The sequence below is a fragment of the Oceanicaulis sp. genome (assembly GCF_965249665.1).
Classification (GTDB): domain Bacteria; phylum Pseudomonadota; class Alphaproteobacteria; order Caulobacterales; family Maricaulaceae; genus Oceanicaulis.
Genome location: NZ_OZ252247.1, coordinates 1,552,324 through 1,564,918, shown reverse-complemented (window position 1 = coordinate 1,564,918; position 12,595 = coordinate 1,552,324). Strand labels below are relative to the sequence as shown.

At 64.1% G+C, this 12,595-nt stretch carries 11 protein-coding genes; 3 read left to right on the top strand and 8 right to left on the bottom strand.

Annotated elements, in window-relative coordinates:
* The first annotated feature begins 24 nt into the window (after nt 1-24).
* Together ACP154_RS07490 and ACP154_RS07485 are read left to right on the top strand one after the other, a co-directional pair.
* Nucleotides 25-720, top strand: coding sequence for a hypothetical protein (locus tag ACP154_RS07490; RefSeq protein WP_421860316.1), 696 nt, complete (start codon nt 25-27; stop codon nt 718-720).
* Nucleotides 721-725: 5 nt separating this feature from the next.
* On the top strand, nt 726-1,907 hold the full coding sequence (locus ACP154_RS07485; RefSeq protein ID WP_421860319.1) for a cupin domain-containing protein: 1,182 nt from the start codon (nt 726-728) through the stop codon (nt 1,905-1,907).
* 28 nt (nt 1,908-1,935) lie between these two features.
* Here the strand turns inward: ACP154_RS07485 and ACP154_RS07480 are convergent, their stop codons facing one another.
* The 6 genes from ACP154_RS07480 to ACP154_RS07455 all read right to left on the bottom strand — a co-directional run bounded on the left by ACP154_RS07480 (nt 1,936) and on the right by ACP154_RS07455 (nt 9,124).
* Complete coding sequence (locus ACP154_RS07480; RefSeq protein WP_107712388.1) at nt 1,936-2,193, bottom strand: YjhX family toxin; 258 nt, start codon at nt 2,191-2,193, stop codon at nt 1,936-1,938.
* A 213-nt stretch (nt 2,194-2,406) separates the two neighbouring features.
* Nucleotides 2,407-4,395: a transketolase gene (tkt, locus tag ACP154_RS07475; protein ID WP_421860322.1), complete on the bottom strand. Its 1,989-nt coding sequence runs from the start codon at nt 4,393-4,395 to the stop codon at nt 2,407-2,409.
* 70 nt (nt 4,396-4,465) lie between these two features.
* Complete coding sequence (gene pgi, locus ACP154_RS07470; protein ID WP_421860325.1) at nt 4,466-5,998, bottom strand: glucose-6-phosphate isomerase; 1,533 nt, start codon at nt 5,996-5,998, stop codon at nt 4,466-4,468.
* The gene (locus tag ACP154_RS07465) at nt 5,988-6,953 is read right to left on the bottom strand and encodes an ArsR/SmtB family transcription factor (protein WP_421860327.1); all 966 of its coding nucleotides are present in this window, start codon (nt 6,951-6,953) and stop codon (nt 5,988-5,990) included. The genes pgi and ACP154_RS07465 overlap by 11 nt, the downstream gene beginning before the upstream one ends.
* A 101-nt stretch (nt 6,954-7,054) precedes the next feature.
* Nucleotides 7,055-8,302, bottom strand: a complete 1,248-nt coding sequence (locus tag ACP154_RS07460) for an FAD-binding domain-containing protein (RefSeq protein WP_421860330.1) — start codon at nt 8,300-8,302, stop codon at nt 7,055-7,057.
* Between the two features lie 27 nt (nt 8,303-8,329).
* Nucleotides 8,330-9,124, bottom strand: coding sequence for an aldo/keto reductase (locus ACP154_RS07455; RefSeq protein WP_421860333.1), 795 nt, complete (start codon nt 9,122-9,124; stop codon nt 8,330-8,332).
* 159 nt (nt 9,125-9,283) lie between these two features.
* Between ACP154_RS07455 and ACP154_RS07450 the strand changes: the two genes are divergently transcribed.
* Nucleotides 9,284-11,104 (top strand): autotransporter domain-containing protein, encoded by a 1,821-nt coding sequence (locus ACP154_RS07450; protein ID WP_421860336.1) that lies wholly within the window; start codon nt 9,284-9,286, stop codon nt 11,102-11,104.
* A 37-nt stretch (nt 11,105-11,141) separates the two neighbouring features.
* Here the strand turns inward: ACP154_RS07450 and cmk are convergent, their stop codons facing one another.
* Nucleotides 11,142-11,786 (bottom strand): (d)CMP kinase, encoded by a 645-nt coding sequence (cmk, locus tag ACP154_RS07445; RefSeq protein ID WP_107712381.1) that lies wholly within the window; start codon nt 11,784-11,786, stop codon nt 11,142-11,144.
* Nucleotides 11,786-12,556, bottom strand: a complete 771-nt coding sequence (locus ACP154_RS07440; RefSeq protein ID WP_421860339.1) for a YebC/PmpR family DNA-binding transcriptional regulator — start codon at nt 12,554-12,556, stop codon at nt 11,786-11,788. The genes cmk and ACP154_RS07440 overlap by 1 nt, the downstream gene beginning before the upstream one ends.
* Nucleotides 12,557-12,595 lie beyond the last annotated feature (39 nt).

Genomic DNA, 12,595 nt, shown 5'->3' with positions numbered 1-12,595 from the left:
TTTTAGTCTTTGGGGGAGACGGACATGAGCAAGAAGCGCAAGCTTTCACGGCGCTCTTTTCTGACGCAAGTCGCCGGCGGCGCCAGTGTGATCGGCGCGGCAGGCCTGACCGGTTGCGCGACGACGGGCGGCCCAGGTTATACCGGTCAAACGGACGCGGATTCAGGTCCTTATGCCGATGCCGCAGGGTATGGGCGCAATGGCCGATATGGCGGCGGGCGCAACTGCACGGACGCCGATCAGGGCCCGTATGCGGACCCCGCCAACCAAGGTCGCAACTGCCGCGGCCAATCGGGGTACACGGATGCTGATCAGGGCCCCTACGCGGATCCGCCCGGTCAGGGCCGAGGCGACCATCAAGGCGGGTATACCGATGCGGACCAGGGCCCGTACGCCGACCCGCCCGGACAGGGACGCGGCGGTCAACGCGGGGGTTATACCGACAGTGATCAGGGGCCCTATGCGGATCCGCCCGGGCAAGGGCGCGGCGGACAGAGCGGCGGCTATACCGATAATGACCAAGGCCCTTATGCCGACCCGCCAGGTCAGGGCCGGGGCGGGCAAGGCGGCGGCTATACCGACAATGACCAGGGCTCTTACGCGGATCCGGTCGGTCAGGGGCGCGGCGGGTACAGAGGCGGCCAGCGCGGCGGTCGTCAGTGTACGGATTCTGATAGCGGCCCGTATGCCGATCCCGCCAATCAGGGCCGGCGCTGCTAAGCGAGATGACCGTATCTCATGAAACGCCGGGCGTGCTGGCCGAGTTGATCGCGCCGCACGCGCCGGACAAGTTTTTCAAGAGCGTGTTTGAGGTCCGGGCGCTCCACGCGCCGGGATCGGCGCCCGATCGTTTTTCATCCCTGATCAGCCTCGAGGTGATTGACGCCCTGTTGGCCGAAGGCCTGTTCCGCGAGGGCGATCTGTCCATGGCGCGCGCCGAGCCGCGCCTGGCTGACGGCGTGTGGTTGCGCGAAGATGGCCTGGTGGATCGCGGCGAAGTCGCCCGCCTCTATCAGCAAGGCGCGACGCTGATCCTGCCCCAGCTGCAGGCGCGACACCGACCGCTGGCGGATATGTGCCGCCAGCTGGAGGCTGACTTTTCCTGCCCCGTGCAGACGAATATCTACCTCACCCCGCCCAACGCGCAGGGGTTTCAGACCCATTACGACAATCATGACGTTCTGGTCTTGCAGGTGGAGGGCCGCAAACGCTGGCGGCTTTATGACGCCCCGGTCGGCGTGCCCTATCGCGGCGAGCGCTTCACGCCGGGCCGCTTCGCCCAGACCGAGCCCCGCGAGGAGCTGGTGCTGGAGCCGGGTGATGTCCTGTATGTGCCGCGCGGGCTGATGCATGACGCGGTCAATGAGGGCGATGATCAGGCCTCGCTTCACATCACCACGGGCCTGCTGGCGAAAACCTGGGCGGACTTCCTGCTCGAAGCGGTCTCAGAAGCCGCGCTGCGCACGCCCGCCCTGCGCCGCGCCCTGCCGCCGGGCTACGCCAAGGGCGCGGTCAGCCGCGAACATTTTGATGACGCGTTTCAAAGCGCGCTGCGTGAGGTCGGTCAAAACGCTGATCTGGATGCGGTGATCCACTTGTTCACCGACACCGCCATCACCTCGCGCCCGGCGGATACACGCGGCGCCTTGACCTTTGGTGCGCTCTCACCTCAGACGCGGATCAAACGCCGACCGCTGATCGCGCTGGAGCTGACCGAGGAGGACGATCACCTTGCGCTCGTCGCCCCGGGCGGCGCGCTGACCTTTGACTCAGAGGCCGAGGCCGGGCTTGAACGCCTGCTCGCAGGCGCAACGATCAGCCTGTCGGATTTCAGCGCGATGGACGACGCCAAGGCGCGCGACGTGATGGAGCGTCTGATCGCCTATGGGGCGGCGGAGCGGGCCTGACCCGCCCCGCCTTCCCTAATCACACGGCTTAGCGGTTATCAGGCTGGGCGCGCACCAGCTCCAGCCCCCGCCGCGTGATGCGATACGGGCCGCCCTGCGACGACGCCACAGCGCGCTTGGACTTGAGCTTGCGGAAAAGGCGCGGGGTGACGCCGGGCATGGCCCAGCCTTCCCGCGTGATCAACTCCACATCAAGGATGCGGCCGGAAGAGGTTTTCGCGGCCTGCAAACGGCCGCCTTTCGCCAGCGCGTGCAACACGCGCTGTTCGTCTTTTGAGATATCCATTGGATCTGTCGGTCCCGAGGGTCCGCAGCCAGGCTGCAGACACACAAAAACGGCGCTCGCCGGCATGCAGCGAACGGGCTCTTGAAGGCCGCCTCTCCCCCGCACAGTGCGAGGAGAGGCCCTATCGGGTCTCAGACAAAGAGTTACGCATAAGCGGTCTGGATATCAGACTTGACCCAGACCGCCTATGACCTGAAGGACACAGGAACGCCGTTAGACGCGCTTGAGCGCTTGCTCCACAACGGCGTCGGCGGTGACGCCGAAATGCTCGTAGAGCGCGTCCGCCGGGGCCGAAGCGCCAAAGCTCTCCATGCCCACAAAGCCGCCTTCGAGGCCAATCAGGCCATCCCAGCCCCAGCGCAGGGCCGCCTCAACCGCCACGACAGGCAGTTTCGGGTCAACCACAGAGGCGCGATAGCTCGCATCCTGCTTGAGGAAGGTTTCAAGCGACGGCGCGGAGACGACGCGCGCGTCAACGCCTTTATCCTTGAGTTTGGCTTGCGCCTCGATGGCGAGGCTCAACTCGGTCCCGGTGCCGATCAGGGTGATCCGGGCGTCGCCTTCGGCTTCGCGGATCACATAAGCGCCTTTGTCAGAGAGGTTCTTGGACCCATCGTCCTGGCGCACATGCGGGACTTTCTGACGCGACAGCACCAGAACCGTGGGGCCGTCGGTGCGTTCGAGCGCACATTTCCACGCTTCCGCCGCTTCCACCGCATCACCGGGACGGTAGACCGCCACATTGGGCATGGAGCGCAGGGCGGTCAGATGCTCGACCGGCTGGTGGGTCGGGCCATCTTCCCCAAGGCCGATGGAGTCGTGCGTAAAGACATAGATCACCGGCTGGTTCATCAGCGCCGACAGGCGGATCGCCCCGCGGCAATAGTCAGAGAACACCAGGAAGGTGCCCGAATAGGGCCGCAAGCCGCCATGCAGCGCAAGGCCGTTCATGGCCGCCGCCATGCCAAACTCGCGCACACCGTAATGAACATAGGCGCCGGAGAAATCATCCGGCGTGATCGACGCCATGCCCGGCGCGTGGGTGTTGTTTGAGCCGGTAAGGTCCGCCGAGCCGCCGACAAGGCCCGGAAAGGCTTGCCAGAAAGCCTCAATCGCCTTGCCCGACGACGCGCGCGTCGCCAGCGCCGGCTTATCGTTGAGTGTTTGTTTGATGTGCGCATCCAGCGCGTCCAAAGCGGCTTTCGGCGGCTGGCCCGACAGTTGCGCGGTGAAGGCTTCGGCCTTGTCAGAGGCGCTCAAGCGCGCGTCCCAAGCCTCGCGGGTCTGACCGCCCAGCTCGGCTGCGAAACGCCAGCCGTCGTAAATCTCGTCGGGGATGACGAAGGGGTCATGGCTCCAGCCCAGCGCTTCGCGCGCGCCCTTGATTTCCTCAGCCCCCAGCGGCGCGCCATGGCTTCCGGCTGTGCCCGCCTTGGTGGGCGCGCCAAACCCGATCGTGGTCTTGCACGCGATCAGCACGGGCTTGTCAGACATCTTGGCGTCGTTGAGCGCCTTGTCGACAGCCGCCGCGTCATGCCCGTCCACCTCGAGCGTCATCCAGCCTGCGCTTTCAAACCGCTTGCGATGGTCGACGGTGTCAGACAGAGCGGTGTCGCCGTCGATCTGGATGGAATTGTCGTCCCACAGCACCACCAGCTTGCTCAGCTTGAGATGGCCGGCGATGGAGATCGCTTCCTGGCTGACGCCTTCCTGCAGATCGCCGTCAGACGCGATCACCCAGGTGCGGTGGTCCACCAGATCATCACCGTAATGCGCATTCATCATGCGCTCGCCCAGCGCCATGCCGACCGCCGTGGCGAGGCCCTGACCGAGCGGGCCGGTGGTGGTCTCGATGCCCGGCGCATGACCAAATTCGGGGTGACCGGCGGTTTTCGAGCCCAGCTGACGGAAGTTTTTGAGCTCTTCCATCGTCATCTCTTCAACCCCGATCAGGTGCAGGATCGAATAGAGCAGCATGGAGCCATGACCCGCCGACAACACAAAGCGGTCGCGGTCGGCCCAGTTTGTGTCCTTGGGGTCGAACTTGATGTGCCGGGTCCATAGCACCGTCGCAGCGTCCGCCATGCCCATGGGCATGCCGGGGTGGCCGGATTTGGCGGCTTCAACAGCGTCCATGGACAGGGCGCGAACCGCATTGGCGAGGGGCTGGATCCGGGCCGGATCAAGAGCGGGCTGGGTCATATCGCTGGCCTTTATCGTGTGCGGGTGCGAAGGGCGTATCGGCAAAGTGTTTACACAGCCCTGAGCATCATCAATCAAGGCCCAATCGGTGCGTCAGCTCACGCGCCGGGCCGTCAAACCCGGCCATGTCGCCGGAAAGAATGGAGCGGGCAAGGCTTTTGCCCAGCTCGACACCCCATTGATCAAAGGGGTTGAGGCCGTAAATCACGGCTTCCACAAAGACTTTGTGCTCATGTAACGCGATCAGCGCGCCCAGGGTTTCAGGGCTTAATCGATCCATCACAAAGGTGGCGCTGGCGCGCCCGCCCCGGATCGCCTTGTGCTTCGCCAGATCCCCCTCACCGGTGCGGCCATGGGTCAGAGCTGCGCCTTGAGCGGCGAGATTGGCGTTCAGCGCCCGCACGCGCTCGTCATTCCGGCCATGATCCGCAATGGCGATGAAATCGACCGGCGCTTCATCCAGCCCCTGATGCAGCCATTGAAACACCGAATGTTGCAGATCTGATCCGCGTCCGCCCCAGACCAGGGGGCCGCTATGACCTTCAGACAAAGGCTGACCTTCGGCGTTTACGGACTTGCCCAGGCTTTCCATTTCGAGCTGCTGCAGATAGCTCGGCAACCGTTCGAGGCGGGAGGAATAGGCGGCCACACAGCGCGAGGGGAGCCCCAGACCCGCCCGATTGAACACGTCGATCAGCGCTTTCGCCACGGGCATGTTGCGCGCGAGCGGCGTCGTCGCGACATGCTCGTCCATCGCCCGGGCGCCCTTGAGCAGTCGATCAAATACGTCAGAGCCCAGCCCTGTCTCCAGCGCCAGCCCTGCAGCGGACCACAGCGAATAGCGCCCGCCAACCCCGTCGAGAAAAGCAAAAATGCGATCCTCATCGAGACCAAACGCTTTGGCTTTGTCAGGACAGGCGGTGGCGGCGGCGAAGCGCGCGCTGACGCCAGCCTCTCCCAGATACTTAACGATCCAGGCGCGCGCCGCACGCGCATTCATCAAGGTTTCCTGGGTGGTGAAGGATTTGGAGATGACCAGGATGAGCGTCGTCTCAGGGTCCGCGCCGTCCAGTGCGTCATCAAGATCGGCCGGATCAAGATTTGAGACGAAATGCGTCTCGACTCCGTCGCGGCGAAACGCGCCAAGCGCGTCATAGACAAAACGCGGCCCCAGATCGGACCCGCCAATGCCGATATTGACCACACGCCGCACCGGATGGCCGTCCAGCGCGTCGGGCCGTCCCATAAGGGCAGCGAAGGCGCGCGTCTTCTTGCGGGTGTCGATCATCGCTGCGGCGGCGTCCGACTCGCCCAACAGCGCGGGATTACGGCAAGCAGGATGCAGCGCCGGGCGCTGCTCGGTGCCGTTCACGATCTCACCCGCGAACAGGGCCGCCAGCCGTTCGTCGACGCCCAAAACATCAGCCCGTTCGACCAGAGCCCGCCAGGTCTGCAGAGTCAGTTTTTGACGGCGCAGATCGAGATACAGCCCCGCCGCTTCGAACTGCAACGCATCTGACCGCGACTCGTCTGACAGAAGGCTCGCCATATCAACGCGGGCCTGCGCCGCGGCGATCGCCTTCATCCCTGTTTCAGACGTCATCCCCATCCCCTTCGACAGGGCGCTCGGCCGCCCAGATCAGAACCGTCAGCCCGCCTTCAATGCCTTCTGGCTCCAGGGTGCGCAAGGATTTCAAGGTGAGCCCGCTGGTCTGCAGCCAGGCGGTGACCTGAGCCGGCGGGAAGCCCAGCCAGCGATGATGGTGCTGGATGCGCAGGGTTTCATGATGATGCTCGGCGAAATCCACCACCAGCAGCAAGCCGCCGGGCGCCAGAACGCGCGCGCATTCAGACAGCGCCGCTTGCGGATCCGGCAGATAATGCAAGACCTGATGCAGCGTAACGAGATCCGCCGCGCCTTCATCCAGCGGCAGGGCGGAGGCATCCGCCTGACGCACAAAGCGCGAGGACAAGCCCGCTTCAGTCAGTTTGGCGCGCGCCACATGAAGCATCTCACGGCTCAGATCGACGCCCATGCCCTCATCGGCCTGGTCGATGAACAGTTCGAGAATTCGGCCCGTGCCCGTACCGACATCCACATGCTGCTTGAAGCGGCGGTCCTCGGCCAGATCAAGCATCGCCGTTTCCACTTCGGCGTCGGAAAAATGCAAGGAACGGATTTGAGACCATTCCTGGGCGGCGGCTTCGAAATACTTCGCCGCTTCTTCTGCGCGCAGACGCTTGAGCTCCTGCAGGCGCTGACGATCACGATGAACCTGCGGTTCATTGGCTTCGGTGAATTCCTCCACCAACGCCGCGAGCCGGCTGACCGGTCCGGTGCGCATCAGCCGGTAAAAAACCCAGCCGCCTTCAGGAAAGCGTTCGCACAAACCCGCATCGGCCAGAAGCTTGAGATGGCGCGAAATCCGCGGCTGGCTTTGTCCCAGCACCTGCATGATCTCGCTGACGGTGAGTTCGCCCTGCGCCAGCAAGGACACAATCCGCAGGCGTGTCGGCTCCGCCAGAGCCTTGAGCTTCGCCAACAGATCAGATTGCATGGTCTCTCCCACCCAGCGCCGAACCGCGCCTGTAGCCTAACCCCCACCGCTTAGCGGGAGAATGCCGAAAAGTCATCTTTTCGGCGCGGTTTAAGGCACGATCAGTTCAGGGAGAGCTGGTCGAAGACTGTTGGAATGGCGGATTTGAACTTGAAAAACCCCTTGGTTGCGTAGGGGTGAAAGGCGGCATCCCAAGACCGGCGCAACTCAATAAGCGTGAGGCCGGCTTGCGCCAGCTTGGCTCGATACGGCGGCATCCGGTCCAGACCGGGCCCAACCGCCGGTCGCTGGGTCAGGATTTGTTTCGCGCCCACGGATCGGGCTGCGTCAATGACATCTTCAATGTGCGCGGACGCCTGAGCAGTATACCCGAAATGAGCGCCCGCCCGCCGCGCCCCGTCCTCAAGCGCCTGCTGGGTAAAGCGCGACGCGCACGCTCCCAGCGCCAGCTCGCCCCGCGGCAAGGGACCCGCCTGATAGACCACCGCGCGCACGTCGCGCTTTTCCGCAGCCCAGCTCTCGGCGTGCAAATCCTCTTCATGAATCCATAGGAGAGAGGGCGCATCAGGGTCTGGCGTCTCCCCCGCCGCCAGCGTTTGGGGAGCTGGGTGCTGAAGCGCAGGGTCAAGCGGCGGCGCGTCGTGCGCCAGCGCACCAGCGTCCGGCGTGAAACGACCGCCTGTGTACTTTTCAATATTGGAGGCGCGGGCCAGATAGGTCTTGCCCGCCGTTTGCAGCCCGCCCACCCACCGCCAGCTCAGCGTGTTGGAAGCCGGGTCGCCGTCAATCAGGTGGCGCAAGAACAGATCCGCGCCCAGCACCCAAGGCAGCTCAAGCGTATAGATCCAGATCGAGGCGAACCACATCCGTGCGTGATTGTGCAGATAGCCGGTCTGCATCAGCTCGCTCACCCAGGCGTCAAAGCAGTCAAGCCCTGTCCGCCCCTCGCAGGCCGCTTCATACCGGCGGCGCAGAGCGTCATCCTCGCCCAACGCGTTCAAGGCTTGGGACAGTTCTGACTTGTACTCTGACCAGCGCGACGGCCGCAGCTCCAGCCAGCCTTTCCAATAGGTCCGCCAGCAGACCTCCTGGATGAATTTCTCGGCGGCTTGAAGCCCATGCGCGTTCAGCGCCGCCTGGGCCAGTTCAGACTCCAGAACCAGCCTGTGACGCACATGCGCGCTCAGCATGGAAATATTCGAGCGGTCTTCAGGACCGAAGTCAAAGTTGCGCTGCGTCGCATAGCGCCGCCCCATCAAGGGCGTGAAGGCTTTCAGGCGCTCAAGGCCCGCCTGGCGGTCTGGGGTTGGCGGCACGGAAGGTGCGGAAAATAACTCTGTCTGGCTCATGACGGCGGAGCTAGACCGCGATCTGCCTCAGGAAAGACCGACGCTCGCAAGATTGCTGTTGAGATGGGCGGCTCGCGTGGTGGTGAAGAGCGCGCTGACCACGCCCGGCCGCCCAAGCGCCAGCTTGAGCCCGTCCGGGACGGCGATACGCCCACGCCCGGCGCCTTGTGATCGCACTCTCTTGGCCAGCGGATAGAAATCCGCGAGAGAGCGCGGCGCCCGCCATCTGGGCGGCGCATCCCCGGCGGTTTCAATCGCCAGGATGGGAAGCCCGGCCTGCGCGGCCCGGTCAAGCGCTGCGGTTTCCGCGCTGTCCAAAAAAGGGTGAACCGGCGCCATGACCACTTCAAACCATCCTGCATCCAGCGCCCAGTCGAGCGCCGGACCACGCCCCGCAGCGCCCAAGGCCCGAAACGCGCCAGCTTGCTTGAGCGCCCGCAACCGCGCCAGCAAAGCCGCATCCAGCTCATGCGGCGCCGCGCCATGCAGGAAGAGAATATCGACCCCCTCAACCCCCAACCGGTTTAGCGAGGCGCGCACGCTGGTCTCGACACCGTCCGGCGACAGATCGCGCCGCCGCCCGGCGAGGCCATGGCTGGTCAGCCCCGCCTTGGTGCAAACGACTAGCTCTGAACGATCGAGCGCTTTCAGCGCCAGGCCAAGACGCCGTTCGGCTTCCCCGGCCCCGTAAGACGGGGCGGTGTCAAAGACGCGTACGCCGCCCTGAACCGCCGCCTCGATCAGCGCCAGCGTCTCCAAGGCCGGAACAAGAGGGGTGCCATGGGCCCCGGAGACACCGAAGCCGAGAGCGGAAAACTTCATCATTCCCTCACGCTAAGCCGTCTCCGCGCAAATCGCCATGCGCAGTCTCCGCGCCTCGCCCACACGGTGTAACTTGACAACCTTACAGCTCAGAACAGCTTATGACAGTGTGCGAACAATAAAGAAGACGCACCGACACACGCTCTGGGGAGGAGCTTTATGTATAAACAAATGCTGGGGGCCTCATTGGCCGCCCTATCCTTCGCATCCGCGCCAGCCCTGGCGCAATCGTGGGATTTCACTGCGGGCAAGTCTTACGTCTTTGGCGACAGCCTGTCTGATACGGGCAATGTGTTTTTGGCCGCTGGCGCGGGCGGGCCACCGGTTTACTTCAATGGCCGCTTCTCCAACGGGCCCGTCTGGCACGAGTATCTGACCGGTCAGACACTGGCGCTATCGCCCTTCCTGTCTGGCGTCATCGGCGACGCCTCCAACGGGATCAACTTCGCCCATGGCGGCGCTCGTACAGCAGGATTCGCAAGCACGCCTGGCGGCCCGATCCTGCCCGGCTCCATCGAACAGGCCCAGTTCTTCGCCGCCGGCGTCGCCAGCGGTCAGATCGCTGCGCCAGACAGCTCTGACATTTTCTCTGTCTGGATCGGCGGAAACAACTTTCTCGCAGCACTGAGCGGAGGAAGCCTGGATATCAATCAGGGCGTGGCGGACATCCAGCAGACCCTGTCGACGCTGGCGGACGCCGGCGCCCGGCGCTTCGTGCTGTTTGGCGTGCCGCCCATCGGTTCATCGGTGGAAGCGCCCGCGCCGTTCAATGTCCAGTTCGATCAGGCCGCGGCGCAATTCAATATTGGCCTGCGCGGCGTGGACGCCGCAATCAGCGCGCAATACGGCGCAGACGTGCTCTATATCAATGTTGAAGATCTGCTGCTGGACGTCTACGCCAATTCCAGCCTGTACGGGTTCAGCGAAACGTCCATCGACTGCGTCAGTCAGGGCTTGCTGCTTGACGCCTGCCCGTCGGACTGGAGCGATTATGACGGCATCCACCCGACCACGCAGTCTCACGCCGTTCTGGCCGCCTTCGTGGTCGCAAGCGGCGCAAACGCAGACTATGCCGGTCAAAGCGCGGGCGGATTGACCGAGCACGCCTATCAGATCGGACGCCACTTGATCGTGGATGCGCTTGATGCAGCAAGTCGCGCCAGGTCGGAAACCGGCGGCTACATCACTGGCGGCTGGCTGGACGGGTCCGTCGACGCCAGCGCAAGCTCAGCTGGCGTCGACTATGATGGCTGGTCCGCCTCGGCGGGCTTCACCGCAGATCTCGGCACCGGCTTTTTCGCGGGTGCGCGCGCCAGCTTCGCCGATACAAGCAGCACCATCACCGGCGTTCTGCCCGCTTCGGGGGAAGCCGAGACATTCGCGGTCGCCGTCCATGGCGGCTTTTCGACAGGCGCGTTTTATCTGATGGGCGGCGCCGGTCTGGGCCGTACGGATATGGACACAGTTCGGGCCACCGGCTTCGCTCCGCGCAACACCGTGACCGGTCAGTTGGCGGTGGATCACAGCTTCACCGCGCTTGAAGCCGGGCTGGATTTTGACGCATCCGAGGCGTTGACGCTGACGCCTTATCTCCGGGCTGTCTTTACCGATTACGATCTCGCCGCCAATGTCGAGCGGGGCGTTCTGCTGAACGGCCGGGTGCAGGCGCTTGATTTCAGCAGCACGCTTTATGAAGCCGGCGTCCGCGCCAGCTGGCAGGTGTCGAACGCAGGCATGCTCCAGGCCGGTCTCGCCTATGAGAGCGAAGATGACGCCGAGCGAACCGTCGGGGTGCTCCTGAACGACATCGACCTGTCCACAGCGCGGATGGGCGGGAATGAGGATGGGCTGCTGCGTGCGCAACTGGGCTATGAGGCCGAGATCCGCGACCGGTTAAGCGTGTCTCTGACGGCTGCTGGCCGCTCGGGCGACGGCACGGACAGCCTGCAAGCGCGCTTGCAGGTGCGTCTGGGTTTCTAGGCTCTGCGAACCCCGGCCTCTTTGAGAGGTCGGGGCCTCAACCCAGCCTGGCGTCCACCAGTCTGATCGCCTCACGCACCGCCTCATCCACCGACATATCAGATGTATCAAGCTCGATCGCGTCATCGGCCTTGATCATCGGCGCGTCCGCACGGCTGGCGTCGCGGGCGTCGCGCTGGCGCAACTGGCCGAGCACCTGCTCAAAACTGATCTCTTCGCCGCGATTGACGAGCTCGGCCCGTCGCCGCCAGGCGCGTGAGTCTTCATCGGCGGTGACAAACAGCTTCACATCCGCATCCGGGCAGATGACCGTGCCGATATCGCGTCCATCCAGCACGGCCCCGCCGTCCTGGGCGGCAAACGCACGCTGCACATCCAGAAGCGCTGCTCGCACGCGCGGATGGGCCGACACCACGCTGGCGGCCACGCCGGCGCCTGCGGTGCGGATTTTGGATTCGTCGATGGCGCTGACGTCCAGCGCTCGTGCTGCGCGCTCGGCTTCATCCGCATTTTCAGGCGGCAAACCCTGTTCGAGCATGGCGACGGCCACAGCGCGATAAAGCGACCCCGTGTCCAGGTGCGGCACGCCAAAACGCGCCCCCAGTGCGCGCGCAATCGTCCCCTTGCCCGAAGCGAGCGGACCATCCACGGCGATAACGAGGGAGCGCGCCTGATCCGCCATTAGTCGAGAGACGCCATGTCTTCGTCGGAGATGTCGAAGTTTGCGAACACGGTGCTCACATCATCAAGATCTTCCAGCGCTTCCATGAGTTTCATCACGGTCGCCACTTTCTCGCCGGTCACCTCGATCAGGTTTTGCGGCTTCCAGATGATGTTGGCGGACTTGGCGTCGCCAAAGCGCTCTTGCAGGTTCGAGCTGACTTCAGCCAGGTCTTCGCGCGCGCAATAGATCACATGCTCAGGCGCGGGCTCGCCGTCATCATCGAGCAGGTCTTCTTGCACCACATCTTCCGCGCCGGCTTCAATCGCGGCTTCAAACATGGCTTCTTCATCGGCGACCGAAAGCGGGAAACGAATTTCGCCGACCTGGTCGAACATGAAGCTGACAGACCCGGTTTCACCCAGATTGCCGCCATTCTTGGAAAAGGCGGCGCGCACTTCGCCGGCGGCGCGGTTCTTGTTGTCGGTGGAGGCTTCCACGATCAGGCCGATGCCGGCGGGACCAAAGCCCTCATAGCGGATCTCGAAATATTCTTCGACATCGCCGCCCGCCGCCTTCTTGATGGCGCGCTCGATATTATCCTTGGGCATGGACTGGCCCTTGGCGTTCTGGATCGCCAGGCGCAGGCGCGGGTTCATGTCCGGGTCCGGTCCGCCCATTTTCACAGCGACCATGACTTCCTTGGACAAACGCGAGAACAGTTTGGCGCGAGCTTTATCCTGGCGACCCTTGCGGTGCTGGATATTGGCCCATTTTGAGTGGCCGGCCATGGTCGAAACCTCCGGAAGGCAAATGGCGAGCTGCCGAGC